19 protein-coding genes and 1 tRNA gene are annotated in these 21992 nt (G+C 70.8%); 8 read left to right on the top strand and 12 right to left on the bottom strand.

Annotated elements, in window-relative coordinates:
- Positions 1 to 12: 12 nt before the first annotated feature.
- Positions 13 to 690, top strand: coding sequence for a PAQR family membrane homeostasis protein TrhA (gene trhA / locus ACTMS0_RS04280; protein WP_441153740.1), 678 nt, complete (start codon positions 13 to 15; stop codon positions 688 to 690).
- Positions 691 to 759: 69 nt separating this feature from the next.
- On the opposite strand, the gene ACTMS0_RS04285 is transcribed toward trhA, so the two are convergent.
- Positions 760 to 1044: a DUF6458 family protein gene (locus tag ACTMS0_RS04285; RefSeq protein WP_441153741.1), complete on the bottom strand. Its 285-nt coding sequence runs from the start codon at positions 1042 to 1044 to the stop codon at positions 760 to 762.
- A 114-nt stretch (positions 1045 to 1158) separates the two neighbouring features.
- Between ACTMS0_RS04285 and ACTMS0_RS04290 the strand changes: the two genes are divergently transcribed.
- A complete protein-coding gene (locus tag ACTMS0_RS04290; RefSeq protein WP_441153742.1) occupies positions 1159 to 1695 on the top strand; it encodes a SixA phosphatase family protein in 537 nt (178 codons plus the stop codon).
- 81 nt (positions 1696 to 1776) lie between these two features.
- Here the strand turns inward: ACTMS0_RS04290 and ACTMS0_RS04295 are convergent, their stop codons facing one another.
- The 4 genes from ACTMS0_RS04295 to ACTMS0_RS04310 all read right to left on the bottom strand — a co-directional run bounded on the left by ACTMS0_RS04295 (position 1777) and on the right by ACTMS0_RS04310 (position 6166).
- Complete coding sequence (locus ACTMS0_RS04295; RefSeq protein ID WP_155329506.1) at positions 1777 to 2046, bottom strand: DUF6458 family protein; 270 nt, start codon at positions 2044 to 2046, stop codon at positions 1777 to 1779.
- Positions 2047 to 2298: 252 nt separating this feature from the next.
- Positions 2299 to 4155, bottom strand: a complete 1857-nt coding sequence (locus ACTMS0_RS04300; RefSeq protein WP_441153743.1) for an acyl-CoA dehydrogenase — start codon at positions 4153 to 4155, stop codon at positions 2299 to 2301.
- A gap of 165 nt (positions 4156 to 4320) precedes the next feature.
- Positions 4321 to 5448: a PP2C family protein-serine/threonine phosphatase gene (locus ACTMS0_RS04305; protein WP_441153744.1), complete on the bottom strand. Its 1128-nt coding sequence runs from the start codon at positions 5446 to 5448 to the stop codon at positions 4321 to 4323.
- Positions 5449 to 5548: 100 nt separating this feature from the next.
- A complete protein-coding gene (locus ACTMS0_RS04310) occupies positions 5549 to 6166 on the bottom strand; it encodes a septal ring lytic transglycosylase RlpA family protein (protein ID WP_441153745.1) in 618 nt (205 codons plus the stop codon).
- A 188-nt stretch (positions 6167 to 6354) separates the two neighbouring features.
- On the opposite strand from ACTMS0_RS04310, the gene ACTMS0_RS04315 reads away from it, so the two are divergent.
- Positions 6355 to 6906, top strand: a complete 552-nt coding sequence (locus ACTMS0_RS04315; protein ID WP_441153746.1) for a phosphoribosyltransferase family protein — start codon at positions 6355 to 6357, stop codon at positions 6904 to 6906.
- Positions 6907 to 6976: 70 nt separating this feature from the next.
- Positions 6977 to 7408 carry an ASCH domain-containing protein gene (locus tag ACTMS0_RS04320; RefSeq protein ID WP_441153747.1) on the top strand — a complete coding sequence of 144 codons (432 nt, stop codon included), beginning with the start codon at positions 6977 to 6979 and terminating at the stop codon, positions 7406 to 7408.
- Positions 7409 to 7423: 15 nt separating this feature from the next.
- On the opposite strand, the gene ACTMS0_RS04325 is transcribed toward ACTMS0_RS04320, so the two are convergent.
- The 3 genes from ACTMS0_RS04325 to ACTMS0_RS04335 form a co-directional block, all read right to left on the bottom strand.
- Positions 7424 to 8305, bottom strand: coding sequence for an LLM class flavin-dependent oxidoreductase (locus ACTMS0_RS04325; protein ID WP_441153748.1), 882 nt, complete (start codon positions 8303 to 8305; stop codon positions 7424 to 7426).
- Between the two features lie 120 nt (positions 8306 to 8425).
- Positions 8426 to 10066, bottom strand: a complete 1641-nt coding sequence (locus ACTMS0_RS04330) for a D-glucuronyl C5-epimerase family protein (protein ID WP_441153749.1) — start codon at positions 10064 to 10066, stop codon at positions 8426 to 8428.
- A 145-nt stretch (positions 10067 to 10211) separates the two neighbouring features.
- The gene (locus tag ACTMS0_RS04335) at positions 10212 to 12164 is read right to left on the bottom strand and encodes a cell wall-binding repeat-containing protein (protein WP_441153750.1); all 1953 of its coding nucleotides are present in this window, start codon (positions 12162 to 12164) and stop codon (positions 10212 to 10214) included.
- A gap of 416 nt (positions 12165 to 12580) precedes the next feature.
- Between ACTMS0_RS04335 and ACTMS0_RS04340 the strand changes: the two genes are divergently transcribed.
- On the top strand, positions 12581 to 14566 hold the full coding sequence (locus tag ACTMS0_RS04340) for a cell wall-binding repeat-containing protein (protein WP_441153751.1): 1986 nt from the start codon (positions 12581 to 12583) through the stop codon (positions 14564 to 14566).
- Positions 14567 to 14707: 141 nt separating this feature from the next.
- Here ACTMS0_RS04340 and ACTMS0_RS04345 read toward each other — a convergent pair whose 3' ends face one another.
- Positions 14708 to 16507 carry a cell wall-binding repeat-containing protein gene (locus ACTMS0_RS04345; protein ID WP_441153752.1) on the bottom strand — a complete coding sequence of 600 codons (1800 nt, stop codon included), beginning with the start codon at positions 16505 to 16507 and terminating at the stop codon, positions 14708 to 14710.
- A gap of 479 nt (positions 16508 to 16986) precedes the next feature.
- Here ACTMS0_RS04345 and ACTMS0_RS04350 point away from each other — a divergent pair, with 479 nt between their 5' ends.
- Positions 16987 to 17565: a hypothetical protein gene (locus tag ACTMS0_RS04350; protein WP_441153753.1), complete on the top strand. Its 579-nt coding sequence runs from the start codon at positions 16987 to 16989 to the stop codon at positions 17563 to 17565.
- 567 nt (positions 17566 to 18132) lie between these two features.
- Here ACTMS0_RS04350 and ACTMS0_RS04355 read toward each other — a convergent pair.
- Positions 18133 to 18206: transfer RNA gene (locus ACTMS0_RS04355), tRNA-Gly, on the bottom strand.
- Between the two features lie 270 nt (positions 18207 to 18476).
- On the opposite strand from ACTMS0_RS04355, the gene ACTMS0_RS04360 reads away from it, so the two are divergent.
- Positions 18477 to 19478 (top strand): zinc metalloprotease, encoded by a 1002-nt coding sequence (locus ACTMS0_RS04360; protein WP_441153754.1) that lies wholly within the window; start codon positions 18477 to 18479, stop codon positions 19476 to 19478.
- A gap of 78 nt (positions 19479 to 19556) precedes the next feature.
- Here ACTMS0_RS04360 and ACTMS0_RS04365 read toward each other — a convergent pair whose 3' ends face one another.
- Positions 19557 to 20060 (bottom strand): pyridoxamine 5'-phosphate oxidase family protein, encoded by a 504-nt coding sequence (locus ACTMS0_RS04365; protein WP_441153755.1) that lies wholly within the window; start codon positions 20058 to 20060, stop codon positions 19557 to 19559.
- 77 nt (positions 20061 to 20137) lie between these two features.
- Between ACTMS0_RS04365 and dcd the strand changes: the two genes are divergently transcribed.
- Positions 20138 to 20716, top strand: a complete 579-nt coding sequence (gene dcd, locus ACTMS0_RS04370) for a dCTP deaminase (RefSeq protein WP_167999085.1) — start codon at positions 20138 to 20140, stop codon at positions 20714 to 20716.
- Positions 20717 to 20785: 69 nt separating this feature from the next.
- Here the strand turns inward: dcd and ACTMS0_RS04375 are convergent, their stop codons facing one another.
- Positions 20786 to 21799: a C40 family peptidase gene (locus ACTMS0_RS04375; protein WP_441153756.1), complete on the bottom strand. Its 1014-nt coding sequence runs from the start codon at positions 21797 to 21799 to the stop codon at positions 20786 to 20788.
- Between the last annotated feature and the right edge of the window lie 193 nt (positions 21800 to 21992).

Genomic DNA, 21992 nt, shown 5'->3' on the forward strand with positions numbered 1-21992 from the left:
TAACCTGTTGGCGTGACCACCTCCGCACCGCTTCGCCTCAAGCCGGTCGACATCGGCAAGCCGCGGATGCGCGGCTGGCTCCACACGTACGCCTTCTTCGTCGCCCTCGTCTGCGGCATCGTGCTCTGCTCCATCGCCGCCACCCGGCCCGGCTGGTCGCCGCTGGTCGGCTGCCTCGTCTACAGCTTCACGGTCTGCGGCCTCTTCGGCACCAGCGCTCTGTACCACCGTCGTGTGTGGTCGGAGCGCGGCTACCAGATCATGCGCCGGATGGACCACTCGATGATCTTCGTGTTCATCGCCGGGACGTACACGCCGTTCTGCGTCCTCCTGCTGGACCCGCGGCCCGCGGCGGTGATGCTGGCGCTGGTGTGGGGTGGCGCACTGGGCGGGGTCGCGCTCAAGCTCGTCTGGCCGCACGCCCCGCGCTGGGTCTCCGCGCCGCTCTACCTCGCGCTCGGCTGGGTCTCGGTGGCGATGCTGCCGGACATCCTCCGCGTCGGCGGGGTGACCGCCCTGGTCCTGCTGGCCGTCGGCGGAGGCGTCTACAGCGTCGGCGCGGTCTTCTACGCGCTGCGCCGGCCCAACCCGTGGCCGACCGTCTTCGGTCACCACGAGTTCTTCCACGCCTGCACGCTAGTGGCCGCGATCTGCCACCACATCGCGATCTACTTCGCCCTCTTCGCCTGAGATGCGCGTCGTCGCACACGATTCCGGGGGCCCCGCCATGCGGCGGAACCCCCGGAGGAAGACGGTGGGTCAGACGGGCGGGCCCGGCCGGCGCACCTCGCGGTACTCCTGCACGACCCGGTCCTGCGCCGGCACGACGGGGTCGGCCACGACCCGCTCCTCACGAACCGGGCGAGCGACCACCGTACGGCGGCGGGAGTTCCAGAAGTAGAGGGTGACGAGCAGGCCCGCCACGCCGGCGAGCATCAGCACCCAGCCGACCACGGCCAGGTCGAGCCACCCCAGGTTCGCTTCCACGGCGAACGCGAAGATCGCGCCCAGCGCGATCAGGAAGATACTGCCACCAATGCCCATCTCGTCGCCTCCTCGGCTGTCACCTGGCGTTCCGGTCGCCGCGGCCATCGGTGAGGTTGCGGCAGCCATCGACTTACCCAGGCGGTGAGATCGCCAATCGGGCAAGCTGAGGACATGACGGACCCGTACGCCCAGGCCCGCACACTGGTGTTGCTCCGGCACTCCAAGGCGGAGCCACCCGACGACGGACCGGACGTGGAGCGCCCGCTGGCGGCGCGGGGTCGGGCCGATGCGGCGGCGGCCGGCGCGTGGCTCGCCAAGCACGCGTTACTGCCCGACGTGGTGATCTGCTCGGCGACCCGGCGCACCCGGGAGACCTGGCACGGCGTGGCGTTGGGCATGACCGGGACGCCGCCGGAGGGTGGGTCGGCCGGGCCGGCACCCGCCGTCCACTATGCGGCGGACGCGTACGAGGCGCACCCGGAGGACCTGTTGGCGTTGGTGCGGCGGGTCGATCCGGCCGCCCGGACGGTGCTGCTCATCGCTCACAATCCCGGCATCTCGCTCCTGTCGGCACTGCTGGACCCGGAGCGGGCGGACCAGGACGGGCTACGCACCAGTGACGTCGCGGTGCACCGGACGGCGGCCGAGTGGGCGGAACTCGGCCGGGCGGGAAGCGTCATCACCGCGCGGCACACGGCGCGCGGTTAGACCGGGCGGGTGCCCGGCGCGACGCAGCGACACGCCCTGAGCCGTGCACTCGTCGGGCTCAGGGCGTGTGTCGGTGTGGGGTCAGGACGGTGGCGCGGTGGGCGGCGGTGGGTCGGGAGGCGGCGGCATCATCGCGGTGGGATGCGACAGCCGGTTCTCCTCCACGATGAGCGTTCGTGCCCGCTTGCGACGGTCCTGCCAGAACCAGAGCGTGGTGAGCAGAACGGCGAGCCCGGCCAGGATGAACACCCAGCCGACCGCGCGTAGATCGAGCCACCAGACGTTGGCCCGGATGGCGAAGGTGAGGATCGCGCCGACGGCGATCAGGAAGATGCCGCTACCAATGCCCATGTGCGCTGCACTCCCCCGTGCGGTGGCTCTGGGCGTGCCCTGACGTGGTCCGCGATGGATACCCGTCGTGCGCTGCGGCTACCCGCAGCGCACCCGAAATCATGGGCCGCCGTCCGCCCGGACTGGGCCCCGGCCGCGCCGGCGGCCCGGGTACGCACGACGGCCGGCGGGTCGCAACCCGCCGGCCGTCGTGACCAGCTCATTCCCGGGTCGGGCCCGGGCTCACCACACCACTCAGCGGTACGGCGTGACCTAGAAGGCCTCCTCCGGGAGGTCCATGACGTCCAGGTCGGTGTTCTCGATGATCCGCCGGTCGGCGCCGATGCGCGGCAGCACCTCGCGGGCGAAGAACCGGGCAGCGGCCACCTTGCCGGTGTAGAACGCCTTGTCGGACGCGGACACCTCGCCGGCGAGGGCCTGCAGGGCGACGTCGGCCTGCTTCTGGAGCAGCCAGCCCACGACCAGGTCGCCCACCGCCAGCAGGAACCGGCGGCTGCCCAGGCCGACCTTGTACAGCGCCCGAGCGTCGCCGCCCTGCGCCTCGCCGAGCCAGCCGGTCATCACACCCAGGATCGTCTGGATCTCGGCGAGCGCCTTGCCGAGCGCCTGCCGCTCCTCCTTGAGCTGGCCGTTGCCGCCCTCGGTGGCGATGAACTCCTGGATCTCGCCGGCGACCGCCATCAGGGCCTTGCCGTTGTCCCGGACGATCTTCCGGAAGATCAGGTCGAGGCTCTGGATCGCGGTCGTGCCCTCGTACAGGGTGTCGATCTTGGCGTCCCGGACGTACTGCTCCAGCGGGTAGTCCTGGAGGAAGCCGGAACCGCCGAAGGTCTGGAGCGACTCGTGGCCGAGCAGCTCGTACGCCCGCTCCGAGCCGACGCCCTTGACCAGCGGGAGGAGCAGGTCGTTGACCCGCTTCGCCAGCTTGGTGGCCTTCTCGTCGCCGGCGGCCTCGGCGATGGCGACCTTGTCCTGCCAGCTGGCCGTGTAGCAGACCAGAGCGCGCAGACCCTCGGCGTACGACTTCTGCAGCAGCAGCGAGCGGCGCACGTCCGGGTGGTGGGTGATGGTGACCCGCGGCGCGGTCTTGTCGGTCATCTGGATCAGGTCGGCGCCCTGCACCCGGTTCTTGGCGTACTCGAGCGCGTTCAGGTAGCCGGTCGAGAGCGTGGCGATGGCCTTCGTGCCGACCATCATCCGGGCGTACTCGATGATCATGAACATCTGCCGGATGCCGTCGTGCTTCTCACCCAGCAGCCAGCCCTTGGCCGGCACGCCGTGCTCGCCGAAGGTCACCTCGCAGGTGTTCGAGACCTTCAGGCCCATCTTGTGCTCGACGTTGGTGGCGAAGACGCCGTTGCGCTCGCCCAGCTCGCCGGTCTCCTCGTCGAAGTGGTACTTCGGCACGACGAAGAGCGAGAGGCCCTTGGTGCCCGGGCCGCCCACGCCCTCGACGCCGACCGGGCGGGCCAGCACGTAGTGGATGATGTTGTCGGAGAGGTCGTGCTCACCCGAGGTGATGAAGCGCTTCACACCCTCGATGTGCCACGAGCCGTCCGGCTGCTGGATGGCGCGGGTACGACCGGCGCCGACGTCCGAGCCGGCGTCCGGCTCGGTCAGCACCATCGTCGAGCCCCACTGCTTGTCGATGAAGAGCTTGGCCCACGTCTTCTGCTGCTCGGTGCCCTCGACGTGCAGGACGTGCGCGAAGGACGGGCCGGACGCGTACATCCAGATCGGGGCGTTGGCGCCCAGCACCAGCTCGGCGAGGGACCACCAGAGGGCGCGCGGGGCGTTGGAGCCGTCCAGCGCCTCGGGGAGGTCCAGCCGCCAGAACTCGGAGTCCATGAAGGCCTTGTACGACTTCTTGAACGACTCCGGCAGCGGCGCGGTGTGCGTCGCCGGGTCGAACACCGGCGGGTTGCGGTCGCTGTCCGTGTAGCTGGCCGCGAGGTCCTCGCGGGCCAGGCGGTCGACCTCGGAGAGGAAGCTGCGGGCGGTGTCGACGTCCAGCTCCGTGTACGGCGCCTGGCCGAACGTCCGGTCCGCCCCGAAGACCTCGAACAGGTTGAACTCGAGGTCCCGAAGGTTGCTCTTGTAGTGGGTCATGCTCGCTGGCCCCGCTTCCGGACAGGTGTGTTACCGATCAGTAACCCCGACTGTATTACTGACGGGTAGGCAGCGACAAGCCGATCCCCGAAGTGACGACCATTACATACTTCCCGTTCAGGTACGCGGGCACGGACCGCAACCGGGTGGAAACGGCCCGGCACCTCAGCCCTCGGCCGCCCCGACCTCCCAGCTCGGCACGGCGGCGGTGACCCCGCTGCGGGCGCCCGTGTACTCCATCAGGACCAGCGCGATGTCGTCGTCGAGCCGGCCGTGGACCCACTCCACCAGCGCGGTCTCGAGGGACGCCAGCCCGTCGCCGACCGTCCCGTGACCGAGGAGCCGCCAGGCCCGGTCGGCGGTCGGGAAGAACTCCCCGTCCCGCCGGGCCTCGCCGAGCCCGTCGGTGAACAGCAGCAGCCGGTCACCGGGCTCCAGCCGCTCGACCCGCGGCCGGACCACCGGCATGAACCCCAGCGGCGGCGCCGGGGCCGGCGGTTCGAGGGGGATGACCGCGCCGTGGCGCAGCAGCAGCGGGGGCGGGTGCCCGCAGTTGACGATCGTCAGCGTGCCGCCCCGCTCCTCGACCAGGGCGGCGGTCACGAAGTCCTCGTCGCCCACGCTGCGGGCCACCGCCCGGTCCAGGTCGGCGACGACGGCCCGCAGGTCGGCCCGCTCGTACGCCACGTGCCGGTACGAACCCAGGACGATGCTCGCCAGCCGGACCGCCTCCAGGCCCTTGCCGCGGACGTCGCCGATGATCATGCGTACGCCGTACGGGGTGTCCAGCGCCTCGTACAGGTCACCGCCGATCTCCGCGGTGGCGGTGGACGAGATGTAGCGGGCGGCGACCGCGAGGGATCCCACCTGGGGGCCGAGTGGGCGCAGTACCGCCTGCTGCGCCACCGCGGCGAGCTTCGACAGTTCCGCGATCTGCTCGGCCTGCCGCTGGCGTACCGCCGCCGTGGCCGCGGCGAGCGCCGTGCCCAGTGCGATGCCGGCGACCGCGACGGCGGTGGAGAGCGAGACGGTCTGCTCGCCCAGCGCGAAGCTCGCGCCGAGGACGGTCGCGGCGGCGCCCACGCCCAGCACGACCCGCCACGAGGCCAGGGCGGCGGCCAGGAAGGGCGCGGCGACCATGAGGGCGATGTAGTTGGCACCCCGGCCGTCCGCCAGCTCGACTGCGGACACGAATGCGAGCAGGACGAGGGCCGCGCCGAGGCCGGCGCGGGATCCGGGGCTCAGCGGGCCGCGGCCCGACTGGAAAGCGTGCGTGCGTACGAGGGACAGCATGCCTGATCGACGTGAAACGGTGAATGAACCTGGCCCGACGTCCGAGGCGGATCTGGCCGCGCGGTCGCCACCGCCGACCCGATCGCCGTCCCGCATCAACTCAGCCCAGGACCTCGTACCGGACCTCGACGTGGCCCGCGTCCAGCGAGGCGATCGCCGCGAACGCCGCGCGGGACAGGTCCAGGCAACGCCCCTCGATGAACGGGCCGCGATCGTTGATCCGGACGGTCACCGACTTGCCGGTCGCCGGGTTGGTGACCCGCACCTTCGTGTCGAACGGCAGGGTCTTGTGGGCGGCGGTCATCGCCGACGGGTCGAACGTCTCGCCGTTGGCCGTGAGCTGCCCCTCCGAGTAGAAGGAGGCGCCGCAGGAACCGGTGTCCACGACCGGACGGGCGGTGCTGGTCTTCTTCGTGGCGGTCGGCTTCGGCGTGGCGGTGCGCGGCTTGCTCCGCGACGGGGCCTGCGTCGAGCGGGTGGCCTTCGGGCTCGGGGAGGCGCTGGTGCTCGGCGACGCGGTCGGCGAGCCGGGGGTGGCGCTGGTCGGCAGGCCGGTGGGGGCCAGGTCGACGGCGGCCGGCCGCTCGGCCTCCACGCCGGAGGTCAGCTGCACGGCGCCGACGGTGCCCCCCACCGCGAGGACCACAGCAAGGGCCGCGGTGGCCGCGATGCCGCTCGGGGAGGAGAACCTACGGGTACGCGAGTGCCTGCCAGCCACCGGCGCGGTCCTTTCGTCATCTTGAACAAACCGGGTCGGACCGTAACGAGCGAAGCACTTCCGAAGTCAATGTGATCATGGTGGTATAGCCGGAATTGCGGCGAAACGTGTAGCCGATCATCCGAGCCGAGGTGGCCCGCCCGACCCACGGCCCGCGGGCGCGCGACCGGTGCCGCAGGATGGACGGCATGCCCACTGAGCTGAGCAGACGCCTCACCGAGCTGATCCGCTGGATCGATCCCGGTCCCGGTGCCAGCCACCTGGTCAGCGACGTGTCCGGCTGGTGGCGAGACCCGTCGGTGCTGGCCGATCTCGGGCCGGCCCTGGTGGAGCCCTTCCGGGCAGCCCGGCCGACCGTGGTCGTCTCCCCGGCCGTCACCGGATACCTGCTCGGTCCCCTCGCCGCCACCGCGCTCGGCGTCGGCTTCGTCGCCGCGCACAAGCCGGGCGACGGGCGACTGCCCGCCGGCGCCCTGACCTGGGCGCAGAGCCCACCGGACTTCCGCGGCCGCCGCGTGGACCTCGCCGTCCGCGACCGGCACCTCGGGCCGGGCGACCGGGTGCTGGTGGTGGACGACTGGGTGGCCACCGCAGCCCAGGTACGCGCCCTCTACGAGATCTGCGCGGCGCGGGGCGCCCGGGCGGTCGGCACGGCCACGGTAGTGGCCGACTGCCCACCGGAGGTCGCGACCGAACTGCGCATCCGGAGCCTACTCACCGACGCCGACCTCGGGCCCTGACGCCGCGGCGGCCCAGCTCACGGCGGCGACCCCGGCGCGTGACCGCCGAAGCGGCGGTAGCCTCGGCAGGATGTGGCCTCGGATCGGCGGACTGCGCACGCTCGACCTCGGGACGCCCGGGGAGATGCGGGCGAACCTGAACACCCTCGTGCTCGCCGGGGTGAAGCAGGCGACCGCCGGCCTGCTCAGCGAGTACGACCGGGAGGGCGAGCAACTGGAACACGTGGGTGAGCGGCTCGCGCTCGTCGACGACCACGACGGGCTCGTCGCCGTCGTGGAGGTCACCGGCGTCGAGGTCGTCCCCTTCGCCGGTGTCTCCTGGGACTTCGCCCGGTCGGAGGGCGAGGGCGACCGGTCGATCGAGGAGTGGCGGGACGGCCACGCCGCGTTCTGGGCCCGGGCCGGTACGCCGGTCGAGGACGACACCCCGATCGTGTGCGTCCGGTTCCGGCTGGTCTCGGCGGGCGACGGCGGCATCACCACCGGCGACCTCGGCACCTGAGGTACGGGGAACCGCTCAGGCCCGGCGCAGCTCGGGCAGGAGACGGGTGGCGACGTCCACCAGGACCTCCTCGTCGCCCGCGTACCAGCTGCTGGCGCGGGGCCAGTGGGTGACCACGTCGGTGAAGCCGAGCGTGGCGGCACGCCCCACCTGCTCGGCGAAGAAGTCGGCGCTGCGGAGGGAGAAGACCGGCGCGGAGTCGAGCGAGAGGTACCGGTCCAGCGAGGCCGGATCGCGCCCCTCGGCGGCGAGCGTCTTGTCCATCCGCGCCGCCAGCTCGGCGACGCCGTCCCACCAGGCCTCCAGGTCGTCGCCGCCGGAGCCCGTGGTGACCCAGCCCTGACCGAAGCGCGCGACGAGTCGCATGGAGCGGGGCCCGTTGGCGGCCACCACGAACGGCACCCGCGGGGTCTGCACGCAGCCCGGGTTGTTGCGCGCGTCCACGGCGGTGAACCAGTCGCCGTGCCAGGTCGTACCGTCCTCGCGCAGCACCAGGTCGAGCAGCTCGACGAACTCGGCGAACCGGTCCACCCGCTGCCGTGGCGGCAGGGTCTCCCCGCCCAGCACGGCGGAGTCGAACCCGATGCCGCCCGCGCCGACGCCGAGCAGGACCCGCCCGTCGGACACGTCGTCGAGGGCGGTGATCTGCCGGGCGAACGCCGCCGGGTGCCGGAAGTTCGGCGAGGCGACCAGGGTGCCGAGGCGGATCCGGCGGGTCACGATCGCCGCAGCGGTGAGGGTGGTCATCGAGTCGAACCACGGCCCGTCGACCAGGTCCCGCCACCCGAGGTGGTCGTACGTCCACGCGTGGTCGAAGCCCCACTCGTCCGCTTGCCGCCAGCGCCGGTGGGACTCGGACCAGCGCTGGTCGGGGAGGATCACGATGCCGATACGCATGATCGCCAGCGTATCGGCGAGCCGGCCCGCCGGTCCGGGTACCGCCCTACCGTGCCGTGGCGTCGACGCGCCGGGGAGCGGGCCCGATCCGGACCCGCTCCCCGGCGTCAGCAGTCGCACTCACCTGCCGGTCAGGGTGGTGAGGCCGACCCAACGGCCGGCGTACGTGCCGGCGGCCAGGCGGTAGTGCTGCACGCCGTTGAGGGCGGCACGCAGGTCGACGGTCACGTTGGCGCCGACCGCGAGGTCGGTGACCACCGAGGTCATCTGCCCGGCCGCGTCGATGGTGTACGCCTTGACGGGCGCGGCGGCGACCACGGCCGGCCGTGGGATGCGGTAGCCGATCGCTGCCGCTCTCCCGATCTGGTACGACTTGCCGGGAATCTCCTTGACCAGGTAACCGTTCAACGAGCCTCCGCTGATGGCGTACCAGATGCCGGTCTGCCGCAGCACCTTGAGTCGCTCGGAGGACGGCGCGTTGCTGCGCCGGGTCAGGGAGAGCCGCTTCGTCGCCACGATGGTGCCGGCCGCGTCGAACTTGTAGCCGACGTGCTCCCCCGCCGCGAGCATGATCGTCCCGGACACGCCGCGCGGCGGGTGGTCGGAGTAGTAGAGGTCCATGATCTGGGCGAAGGTCGAGTCGCCGGTGACGGCGTGCAGCACGGAGTGCTGGCCGATGTGCGTGGTGTGGTAGTTGCCCGCGTCCTTCTGGTGGGTGAGGCAGTACTTGCTCCGCCACTGGCGGGTGCGGATGAGCTGGTGGACGTCGCGAGCGGTGGTGATCGCGCCCTGGAGCATCAGCTTGGCCCCGGCATCCCGGCTCAGCGTCCAGTAGTCCCAGAGACCGAAGGCCGAGAAGATGTGCCCGTTGTAGGTCAGGTCGCCCCGGACCTGCGTGGGGTGCGCGTACTCCTCGAGCCAGAGCAGCCCGTCCTTGACGTACACCCCCCACGGCTTCCCGGCGACCGGGGGGACGAGGTAGGACGCGAAGGTCGCGTCGGCCGCCTCGCGCCAGCGGCTGCCCTTGCCCAGGATCTGCGCCAACCGGACGAAGAGGCTCATCGCCTGGCCCTGGGCCATCATCGAGTACCACGGCGGCTCGAGGATGTCGGCGGAGCGGTGCAGGGCGTGCCGGAACTGGTACGGGTAGAACCAGCCTCCCTCGTGGACGACCCGCCGGTCGATCAGGCGCTGCGCCTGCGCCATCGCCCGGTGGAGATACACCTGGTAGCCGGTGAGGCGGTAGCTCTCCAGCAGGTTGAGGCCGTACTGGGCCTGGTTGACGGGGTGGTCGTAGAGCTTCCCGCCGAGCAGCGCCATGCGTACGCCGTGCTCGTCGTGCGGGCCCGCGTCGACGATCGGCATCCGGACGTTGCTGTGGTACGGCCGCAGGGTCTCGGGCAGGTCCCGGATGTCGAACGGGTCGTAGCGGAACGTGAACGGCACGTCGGCGGCGGCCGCGTCGCTGCTGAGCGTGCGGGCGGCGTCCGACGGGCCGCTGGCCAGCTGCCGGGACTGCTTCGCGGACAGCCGGGGAGCCTCCGCGACCGCCGACTCGGACATCGGCGGGCTGATCTCGTACGCCGGGTCGACGACCCCCGGGCCACCGGGCCCGACCCAGCGGCCGGCGCTCGTGGGTGTCACCGGCGCTGCCTCGGCCGCCCCCGGCGCCACCAACGGCGCGGCACCGGCCACCCCCACCGCCGTCAGCACCTGCCGGCGTGACCAGGACGGGTTTGTGCCTGTGCGTCTGTCCGCCATGTCCTTCTCTCCCCTCACTCGTCCGGCAGCCCTGTCGGGCTGCCGGTCACGTGCCCCCGTGCGGGACGGGACGCGCTTGCGCGTCCTCTAAACACGACAGAGGGGCCCGGTCGGTTGCGACCGGGCCCCCGCCGTTATCTGTTGCTCAGCGGCCGGCGAGACGCTCGCGGGCCTGCTTGGCGGCGGCGACGGCCTGCTCGACCGTCCGCATGTCGCCCTCGCCGTCGACGGCCTGCGTCCGCAGCGTCGCCTGGCTGCGCGCGCCCACCCCGACGTCGGTGGTGTTGCTCAGCAGGCTGGAGCCGAGCGGGCCACCGATCCAGGTGCCGATCTGGTTCCGCTGCGCGTCGGTGACCACCGCGGCCGAGCCGAACACCAGGCCGGTGTGGATGGAGCCGCTGGCCTCGTCCAGCAGGAGCTGGGTCTCGAACGCGAGGCTGGCCCCGGTGCCCGGGGTGATCAGCAGCGGGCCGTTGAGGCGACCCATCAGGGCGCCACCGGAGAGGGCGTCCGGCCAGTCGTAACCGGTGGCGACGCCCGCGTACCGCTGCCCGCCGAAGAACGTCCACGCGGTGATCAGCGCGGTCTCGTACCGGTTCGTACCCGACACGTCCTCGGTGCTCGGGTCGTACGCGTAGCCCGCCTGGAACCCGAAGAGGCCGACGCCGAAGAGGGCGCGCTGGTCCCGCGGCAGGGTGTCGAGGAACGACTTGGTGGCGGCCGGGAGCACGCTGTCCTTGGTGAGCAGCACGACCGCGGTCGGCACGCCCGCGCCCTGGTACGAACCGGCGGCGGCGCCGGCCGCGAGCGCGTCCGGGAAGTTGGTGCCGGTCGCCAGCAGGACCAGGTCCGGCGTCGGGTCGATCTCCTTGGCGATCTCCACCGAGGTGGCGTACCGGTCGCTGCCGGCCAGCCGCTTGACGGTGTAGCCCAGTGCCCGGACCTTGTCGGCGACGGCGGCCGTGAGCGCGCCCTCGCTGCCCAGCAGGTAGACCGTGCCGCCCGGGGCCAGGACCCGCTGCATCTCCGTGGCGGTGTTGGCGTCCAGGCCGTTGGGCGGGGTCATCAGCAGCGGGCCGCCCTTGACCGCCGCCAGCGCCGAGCCGCTGAGCGCGTCGGCGAACATGTCCGACCGGGACAGCACGACCGTGTTGGCCCGCTCGCGCTTGTCGGTGCCGTTGTTGTGGCTGGCCCAGTGCGACTGGGAGACGGCGATGGCGGTCGTGTACCGGTTCTGGCCGGAGAGCCGGACCACCCGGTCCTTGTTGCGCGGCTGGTACGCCGGGATGCCCAGGATGTCGGAGACCTTCGTCGGGCTCGCCGCGGCGGACTCGTTCGACGGTGCGCTCGACACCGTGGTGCCCCGGGTGAAGGCGACGCGCGTGCCGTCGGGCGACCACGTCGGGTGGTCGTTCGTGGCCGCGTTGTTCGCGACCACGACCTCGTTCTCGCCGGCGAGGTCGGACACGATGATCTGGCCGCCGCGGACGAAGGCCACCTTCGTGCCGTCCGGCGAGATCGACGGGTTCGAGCCGTCCGCGTCGACGACGGTGATCCGCTGGTCGGCGGGCTTGGCCGGGTCGTAGAGCACGACGGCCGGCGTGCCGGTCGGTGACCCGGCGTTGTCGGCCATCCGCTGGAACACGACCTTGCCGCTGGGCCCGCCGTCCGGGTTCTGGTAGTGCATGCCGTCGTTCGGCGTGAGCTGCCCGGGCTCCCAGCCCGATGAGCTCGCGGCGACGCGGATGACCCACTTGGAGCCCGGGTCCTTCCGCTGCTCTCCCCAGACGACGCTGCTGCCGCCGCCCCGCCAGGACAGGCCGCGACGCGTGACGCTCTCGTCGGGCAGCGCGATGTACCAGTCCGGAGCCTCGGCGTTGAACCGCATCGAGACGATGCCGTTGCCGTCCACGTCGGGGCCGATGTACGCGAAGCGGCTGCCGTCCGGCGACCACGACGCGTCCCGCATCTTCTCGATGTTCTGGATCTTCGTACGGGACGCGTCCCCGTACACCTGCATGACGGTCGAACCGCTGTTGGTCGTCGTCAGCACGCTGCCGGAGCCGGCGAGGCTGGCCTGCGCGGCGGGCGCGGACATGACGAGGGTGGTGGAACCGAGAGCGAGGGCCGAGGCGACGGCCGCGGACCTGCGAAGCGAAGATGGAGGCAAGGGGACTCCCCGCTGAAATGAGACGCGCCGTGAAGTGACACCCGTCCGCCGGCTGATCCGGCACGGGGCGGCGCAGATGGCAGAACCTTAAGAGATCCTTTGCCGGCCCGCTGCCCCGGATCCCCGTCAACACGAAGGTCTGACCGAACGGATGAGGTGACGGGTGGACGCAGACCCCGAGGTCACCCCGCACGATCCGACCCGATCGTTCACTGAGTGTGTCCACACCGGCACATTGCGGGACTGCGCCGGTCGCGGCCGTCCTCTACAGTGAAGCCCGCGCCACCCCGGCCGGCACGGCCGCCGACACCGCAACCGGCGCAATCGTCTTCCGAGGAGCTTCCTTGCTTCGACCTTCCCTGCGGCGCCGCACGGGAGCGGGCGCCATCGTGCTCGCCATCGGCGCGACCACCCTCTTCGGCGGTGCGGGCACCGCGCACGCCACCCACGGCCCCAGCGGCGGCTTGACCGCCAGCGACGGCACCAACATTCTGGTGACCGGAGCGCCCGACCCCAAGACCGGCGACGAGCAGGGCCTCAGGTCGTCGGACTACACGATCACTGACGCCGCCTGGTCGCCGGACGGCAGTCGGGCCGTGTTCGTCGCCGACACCGGCGACATCGCGACCATCGGCAACAGCGGTGAGGTCTACCCGATCGCCGAGGCCCACCCCGACGTCACCCGTGCCACCCCCGAGTGGGTTGGCGCCGGGTCGACCGTGGTCTGGGCCGCCAAGGAGGCCGACAGCCCGTGGCGGATCGAGGGGTCCGTCAGCGCCGTCGGCTTCGACGTAATGCGCCGCTCGCCGAACGACGGCAACCACTACTCGGAGCCGGACACCAACGGCAGCTCCCGCCTCGTCGTGCAGCGGCAGGCCTCCGACAGCTCCGGCGGCCCCACCGGCACGCCGGAGATCGGCTTCCTCGACGGCAGCACGTACACGCGCATCACCACGGACGCCGCGAGCCCCACCATCTCGGCCGACGGCACGAAGGTCGCCTTCGTCCGCGGCGGGCAGATCTGGGTGCGGGGCACCGCCGCGGGTGCCGCCGAGGTCCAGGTCACCACCGGCGGCACGGCCAAGGCAGACCCGGTGCTCAAGGCCGACGGCGGCACGGTCGCCTTCGCGCAGGGCACGACCGTCGGCACCGCCCCCACCACCGCCGGCGCCGCGGTGACCACCATTCCGTATCTCGCCGGAGTGCCGGACTACCGGCCCGCGAAGAAGGACCGGGTGGTCCGGCTCGCCGGCAGCGACCGCTTCGGCACCGCCTCGGCCATCTCCCAGTCACACTGGGCGAGCCACAGCAACGCCTCCGACCGGCGCGCCAAGGCGTCGGTGGCGGTCCTGTCCCGGTCCGACACCTTCGCCGACGCGCTCGGCGGGTCCGCCCTGGCCGCGGCGAAGAACGGGCCGCTGCTGATGACCCCGACCACCACGCTCGCGCCGGCGGTCGCCACCGAGCTGACCCGGGTCCTCAAGCCGGGCAGCACGGTCTACCTGCTCGGCAGCGCGGCCGGTGCGCTCTCCACGGCCGTGGAGAACCAGGTGCGCTCGCTGGGCTTCACGCCCGTCCGGCTCGCCGGCACCGACCGCTACGCCACCTCGATCGCGATCGCCGACGCCATCGACTCGACGCCGGACATGGTGCTCGCCGCCACCGGCGCGAACTTCCCGGACGCCCTCGCCGCGGGTGCGGCCGCCGGCGCCCAGAACCTGCCTGGCAAGGGCACCTCGGCCGTCGTGATCCTCACCAAGGACAGCACCCTCACCCCGGCCACCCTGAGCTACTTCGACGCATTGCCCGCCAGCACGGAGATCTACGGCATCGGCCTCTGGGGCGACATCGCCACCGGGCCGTACGGCGGGATCCCGGTCTCCGGCTCGACCCGCTACGAGACGGCCCTGTTGGTCGCCTGGGCGTTCTTCGGTGGGTACCAGCACATCGGTGTTGCCACCGGGACCAACTGGCCGGATGCCCTCGCCGGCGGCGCCCTGATGGGGTCGCTCGACGCGCCGCTGATCCTCGCCCCCGGCACCGCCGCCGCAGTCGGGGACGAGATCTGGGCCCTGGGTGAAGAGATGGCGGGCTCGGTGCACACGGGCCTGGTCTTCGGCTCGGCCGCGGTCATGAACGACGTGCAACGCAACGGGCTGGGCTTCCACATCAGCGGTCCGGCCGGATACAACGCCGCGACGAACGCGACCGACGTGCTGCGGACGGCCGAAAGCACCGCGGACACCACGGCTCGGGCCGCCGCCCCGCGCGACGGCGCCGACGTCGCCGCAGCCGTCAAGGCGGGCCGGGAGCGGCTCGCCGAGCGGTAGTTCGGACCTGACGTCGACGGGGCCCGGCCATTCGGCCGGGCCCCGTCACGTTAAGGAGATGCTGATCCGAGCCAGGCCCCGGTCTTCACGCCACGCCGGGGCGACCCGGGCGACCTCAGCCCGATCCTGAGCGAAGCCGGATCAAGGTGCCTCGATCCCCAGAGCAATGTTGGTCGGGTTGCTCACCGAGCTGGAGCCGAGCGGCCCCCCGAGCCAGGTGCCGATCTGCGGCTGCTGGGACGAGCTGACCACCGCGGACGAGCCGAAGACCACCCCGGTGTGCACCGAACCGCTCGACTCCTTGAGGAGCGACACCGCGTGGATCCCGAGGCTGGCATCGGTGCCCCGTGTGAGCATCAACGGACCACCGAGGACGCCCATCAGGGCGCCGCCGGTCAGCGCGTCCGGCCAGTTGGTCCCGGTGGCGAAGCCGGTATACCTCTGACCCTCGAAGAACTCCACGGCGACGTCGTGGGCGGTCTCGTAGCGGTCCGCGCCCCACACTCCACGGACGTAGGGGCCGACGGGATCATACGAATAGGCGGCGGCCGCGGCCTGCCTTCCGATGCCGTACAGCATCCCCAAGTCCTTCGGCCGCGAGTCGAGGAACGCCTTCGTCACTGACGGAATCGTCGCATCCCGGGTAAGCAACACCACCGCTGAGTAGTTGCCTTCCTCCGAGGCATTCTGAGCAGCAGCCGCGGCACCGGCGGCCAGGGCGTCCGGGTAGTTCATCCCGGTGGCAAGCAACACAAGTGGCGGATTCGGGTCGATCGCCTTCGCGATCTCGACCGACGTCGCAAAGCGATCCGGGCCGGCCAAGCGCTGCACGAAGTAGCCCAGCGCCCGGACCTGATCCTCAACGGCCTGCGACAGCGCACCGGTACTACCCAACAGATAGACCGTGCTGTGCCCGGGAAGCAGGACCCGCTGCATCTCCGCCCGCGTCGCCTCCTCCAGCCTGTCCGGAGGCGTCAACAACAGCGGACCACCCTTCTTCGCCGCCAATGCCACACCGCTCAGTGCGTCAGCGTAGGTATCCGACCGCGTCAGAACCACGGCGGTAGCCCCACTCGTGGCCCAACGCGACCGGGACACCGCCACCGCGGTTTCGAATCGGTTGGCACCGGACAACCGCGCGACCCGTTCCTTCCTATGCGGCTGATAGGCCGGCACACCGTCCAGACCCGGCACCGCTGCCGGCGCGGCCGAACCATCCGCCAACGCCGTGTACACCGGCCGCGCAGCCGTCGACGTGACCTTGCTGAACGCCAACGTCCTACCGTCCGGCGACCAGGTGGGATCGTCGTACTGCACACCCGCAGGGCTGACCGTCACCTCGTTCTCGCCGGCGAGATCAGACACGACGATGCGACCGGCGCGTACGAAGGCCACCCGCGAGCCATCAGGCGAAATCGACGGATTCGCCCCGTTGTCGTCAACCAGCGCCAGTCGTTCGTACCATTCCCGCGAGCCGTCGTACACCATGACCGCCGGCTGCCCGGACGGCTGACCCGAGCCGTTGTCGTCCTGGCGCTGGAAGGCCAACAGCAGACCCGGCCCACCATCCGGATTCAGATAGTGCTTCCCATCCTTGGGCGAGATCCACCCCTGACGGAGGGCACCTCCGCTGCCCTCCGAGGCAACACGCCACGGGGCGGTGGCCGATGCCTTCTCCGCCCAAGCGACACGGCTACCGTCCGCCCACCAACTCGTGCTCCTGCGGAGCACCCCGTCATCCGGTGGTGACGACAGCGGGTAGCGGGCCGCGCCGTCGTCGAACCGGATCCTGCTGATCCCCCCACTCTGGTTGATGTAGACCGCCTGACTGCCGTCCGGGGACCAGGCAGCGTCCCGGATGGTGTCCGACGAACTCAGTGACGTCCGGGACGGATCCCCATGAATCTTGACGGCGGTCTGGCCGTTGCTGCTGGTCAGCACGCTGCCCGAGCCAGGAAGGCTGGCCGTAGCCGGCGTACCAGCGACGACCGACACGCTGGCGACAAGCGCGAAGGCCGTCGCGACAGCAAGCGGCCGGCGAAAAGGAGATCGAGACAAGTAGACACTCCTCGCTGGAGCACGCCCCGCCATCACTCGGCTGGTCGACGAGGGGGAGCGCGCCCGGAGACTCTATAGCCGTGGTCCGGCCCTGTGGTGCCCCGGCAGCCTCACCACCGTTGACGATGACCCGGACCGGCTGGCTTGGCCTCCGGCGACACCACCATGTGGCCCGCGGATGGCCTGGCCGGTCCTCTGACCGCGCTCGATCGCCAGCGATCAGGGATGCGGGAGTGGTGGGCCTACTCGACCTGCCAGTCGGGCAGCACCAGTCGGTCACAGAGGGGAACCGGGCCAAGACGAGGCACGTCTTAGTGCCAGCGGCAATCCAGGTAACGGCTCGGAGGTGCACCATGCGGCGAATGCTTGTCGTCGCGATTGTTCCCGGCGTGCTCGCGACGGTCGTGGCCGGCACTGCGGGATGCGCCCGCGACACCGATGCGGGGGGCGGCGCCCGAGGCGGAGCAGCGGCAGCTGGCGACTGGACCGCGGTCGACAAGGCCGAGGTTTACGTGCAGGTACTGCGCCGATACCTGAGCACGCCTGCGGATAGCTCCTTCTCCCAGCGCTTTAAAACGGTCTATATCTTGGATCAGGCTTATGCAGACGCGGGAGACTCTCGTGGACAGCATGAGCAGGGAACGGCAATCGCGCCGAATACCCAGCAACAAGTGACGGCCGCTTTAGCGGGGGTGGCGAAGGTCACGTTCATCGCCGATCGCGATACCGTGGTCGAAACGAGGGGCGGCTGCATGCAAGTCAAAGGCGACAGCATTTTAGTGACCCTCGGGACCATGGACGGCGACGACAATGAGGTCCGGGTCGGCATCAACGGCTTCGCTGCATGCGATGGCGCTACGTGGCTCACCTATGTCGTGCGAAATCGAACGAACAGCGGGTGGCAGGTGGCGGGCACGACTGGCTCAAGGGCAATCGCGTAGCCGGCCGGTAATCGCGCTCTGATCGCTCGCGGGCTGCGGCCGCAGGCCGCCGTCACAGAATTGCGACGACGTCGTCGCGGTCCCGAGGGGGTGGACGGGTACAGCGGACTGGGTGCGCTAGTCGTACCTGGCTGCGTACGCCAACCTGTACGCCTACAGCGCTGCGTAGTCGCCGGTGAGCCTCAGCTTAGGAGGCGAAGAGGATCTGGGCACGGCCTGGGTGAACGGGCAGCTCTCCTACCAGATCACGGCCGGCGTCTATGCCGGGTTCGGGCTGCCGGCGGTGACGGGCTCACGCCCGCGCCGTGACGTTCGACGCGGGCGTAGCCGGCCGGCCCGTTCCGCATAGCTACTGCTCAGGCCGCGTAGACGGCGGTGGCGTCGTTGCTGCGCTTGTTGCGTGCCCACCTCATGCGCGGACGCTGTTACGAGCACATCGCCGACGGGCTCAGCTCACAGATCAAGCAGACCAGGGATCGGGCACGTAACGGGCACGGCCAGCGTAAGAAGCGGTGGGAACGATCGAGGCCCCAGCCAGGAAACCGGTCCTGGGCTGGGGCCTCACGCTGGAGCGGGTGACGGGAATCGAACCCGCACTGTCAGCTTGGGAAGCTGATGTTCTGCCATTGAACTACACCCGCAGGCGGCACCACTGTACCTGAGGCCGCGCCCTCCGTGCACCCAGGTACCCGGCGACACGGCCAGCGCCGTGACCAGCCCGCCCGGGGGTCGGGACGGGGTGGACAGGGACCCCCGCAACATCGATCATGAGTCCACCCGTGGCAGCAAAATGTTTCCTAGCGGCAACATATGGTCGTTCTCAAATCTGTCTATGGGTTGTAACGTCTGCCACACGTTTCCAGTCCCGGCGCGCCACACCCCCTGCCGCGCCGCCAGAAAGAGGTGGGCCCATGGGACTTCGTCCCAACCTGCTGACTCGTCGTAACGCCGGCATCGCGTCGACGTCGTTCGCACTGCTCCTCGGTGCCGCCACGGTCGGCTTCCTGCCGACCGCGGCCCCCGCCAGCACCCCCCTCGCCGCCCCCGCGGCGAGCGAGGTGTGCGAGCCGGCCGGCGCTCTGGCGAAGTCCAAGGCGCGTCCCGGTGGCGCCGTCAAGCACGACCCGAACCAGCTGACCCTCGCCCAGGTGCACACGCGGGAGGCCGAGCTGGCCGACCTGGTGCAGGAGCGCGCCAAGCGGAAGGGTCTGCGCTCGCAGTCGACCGCTGCCGCCGCCTCGATCACCATCCCGGTCGTCGTTCACGTGATCCAGGAGAACGCCACGCGGGCCGGCGGCAACATCCCGGACTCGATGATCACCTCGCAGATCAACGTGCTGAACCAGTCCTTCAGCGGAGCGACCGGCGGGGCCTCCACCGCCTTCACCTTCCAGCTTCAAAAGATCAACCGCGTGACCAACACGGACTGGTACCCGATCCTCCAGGGCTCCTCGACGGAGCGGGCGATGAAGACGTCGCTTCGCACCGGCGGCAAGGGCACGCTGAACCTCTACGTCGGCGCCGTGGATCCCGGCCTGCTCGGCTGGGCGACCTTCCCGAAGCGGTCGTTGGACAAGATGGACGGCGTTGTCGTGCTGAACGAGTCGCTCCCGGGCGGCACCGAGACCAACTACAACCTCGGCGACACCGGTACCCACGAGGTCGGCCACTGGCTGAACCTGTACCACACCTTCCAGGGTGGGTGCGCCGGCTCGGGTGACAGCGTCAGCGACACCCCGGCCGAGGCCTCCCCGGCGTACCAGTGCCCGACCGGTCGAGACACCTGCACCGCGCCGGGTCTGGACCCGATCACCAACTTCATGGACTACACGTACGACAACTGCATGTACCAGTTCACCGCGGGCCAGGCCAGCCGCATGTTGACCGCCTGGAACGCGTACCGGGCGGCGTAGCTCCCGGCGTACCCGATCCGGTGCCGGCTCCGAACCTCGGAGCCGGCACCGGCGCTTTTCGGCCCGTTTCCCGTGCCCTCAGGCGGCCGGACGGGCGAGCGCGACGTGGGCGTCCGGCGCGCGGCGGGCGTCCGGATCCAGCCAGACCTGGACGGCCGGCCGCGCCAGCCCACCGGCGGAGTCGTGGCGGGCCAGCATCGCGACGTCGACGGTGAACTCGAAGAGCCGCCAGTCCACCTGGGCGGTCGCGCGGTGCAGGTGGGCCAGGCGGGCCACCCGGGCCGGATCGGTCACCGGGCGGGCGTGGCCCGCGACGTACGCCTCGTCGTCGCTCTCCTCCGCGGGGAAGGAGTGGAGCGCATAGCGCCCGTCGCGCTCCAGGTCTCGCCGCTTCGGCGAGTCGATCACGAAGCAGAAGAGGCCCTCGTCGGTGACCACGGGAGAGACCGGGTGCACCCGTGGGCCGCCGTCGGCGCGGACCGTGGCCAGGTAGCCCAGGCCCGGCCCGTACTGCTGGAGGAGACGACTGATCCCGTCGGCGAGTCGGGGCTCGTCGGCGGCGAATTCGGACCAGGAAGCCATGGTGGCATTCTATCGAACATTTGTACGAACAGCACGCCGACACCGGACTCGACCGCCTCGCTCGCTATGGTGGTGCGATGCTGCTCTCCGACCGCGACCTGGTCACCGAGATCAAGGCCGGCACGCTGGCGCTGGAGCCGTTCGACCCCACGCTGGTGCAGCCGTCGAGCATCGACGTACGGCTGGACAAGCTCTTCCGGGTCTTCAACAACCACCTCTACACGCACATCGACCCGTCCCGGCAGCAGGACGACCTGACCTCCGTGGTCGAGGTGCCCGACGGCGAGCCGTTCGTGCTGCATCCCGGCGAGTTCGTACTCGCCTCGACGCTCGAGGTGATCTCGCTCGGCGACCAGCTCGCCGGGCGTCTGGAGGGCAAGAGCTCGCTGGGCCGGCTCGGGCTCCTCACCCACTCGACCGCCGGCTTCATCGACCCGGGCTTCTCCGGTCACGTGACGCTGGAGCTGTCGAACGTGGCGAACCTGCCGATCACCCTGTGGCCCGGCATGAAGATCGGCCAGCTCTGCATCTTTCGCCTCTCCTCGCCGGCCGAGCACCCGTACGGGTCGGCCGTCTACGGGTCGCGGTACCAGGGGCAGCGCGGGCCGACGCCGAGCCGCTCCTGGCAGAACTGGCGCACCTGGCCGACCCGCTGACACACCGCCCGCACGAACGACGAGGGCCCCGGACGACACGTCCGGGGCCCTCGGTCCGATGTGCGCGGATCAGCCAGGTCGGCGGAAGCCGGCGACCGGCATGGTGTTGATGCTGGAGACCTGGACCGGCTTGCCCGTCCGGGGCGCGTGAACCATCTTGTCGTTGCCGAGGTACAGGCCCATGTGGTGCAGGTCGCTGAAGAAGAAGATCAGGTCACCGGGGCGGGCGTCGGACCGCGAGATCGCCTTGCCCTCGTTCCACTGGTCGCCCGTGTGGTGGGTCAGGTAGATGCCGGCCGCCTTGTACGCGTACTGGGTCAGGCCCGAGCAGTCGAAGCCGCTCGGACCGGCGGCACCCCAGACGTACGGCTTGCCGACCTGAGCACAGGCGGTCCTGATGGCGATCCGGGCGGCCTCGCTGACCACCCCGCTGATGGTCGGGCACTTCTCGGTCATCACCGTGGTGACCGGAAGCGACCGCTCGAGGCGCTTGATCTCGGCGTCGATCTGCTTCTTCTTCGCCTCCAGCTCCCGCTGCTGCTTGACCTGGGTGGCGATGAGCTTGTCGAGCGCGGCCTTCTGGTCGTCGTACTTCTTGCGGATCGCCAGCACACCCTCGAGCTGCTTTCGCTCGTGGGCCGCGAGCCGGTCCAGCAGGGCGAGCTGCTCGCCGAGCAGTTCCGGATCCGCGTTGACCAGCAGCGCGCTGATCTCCTGCGACGGGCCGGTCATGTAGTACCGGGAGGCGAGGTCGCCAACCCGGTTCATCGCCATCTCGCTCTCCAGGGCGAGCGGCGTGATCTTCTTCTGGAGGTCGGCCGACTTCTTGCGGTTGACCTTGAGCTGCGCCCGGACCTTGTTGTACTGCTCGATCGTGGGCTCCAACTGGCGCCACTGCTTGTCGATCGCGGCCTCGATCTCGTCCACGGACGGTTCGGCGTACGCGGGCGCGCTGAGCGCGCCAGCGCCGACCGCAACGGCGGCGACCAGGGTGAGCAGACGGTGGACGACCCGGCGCAGGCCGCCCGGACGGCGGGACCGTCCCAGGGCGGGACGATGAGGGGGCGTGGTTGCCACCGGCACCGACTCCTTTTGCAACCACCGCTGGGCGCCTCGCGACGGGGAAGGGGGCGAGACAGACGATCCACAGCGGCCGACGCCCCACATTAGGGAAGGTCCGGTGCGGAATCAAGGCAGCGGGCGTTCCCGTCACTGCTGTGCAACCGCGTGTGCACCATGGGTGCACGGAATCAGAGGTGATGACAGTTGTCGATAC

Origin of the sequence: Micromonospora sp. H33, from assembly GCF_052068455.1 — a bacterium.
In the GTDB taxonomy this organism is placed as follows: Bacteria; Actinomycetota; Actinomycetes; order Mycobacteriales; family Micromonosporaceae; genus Micromonospora.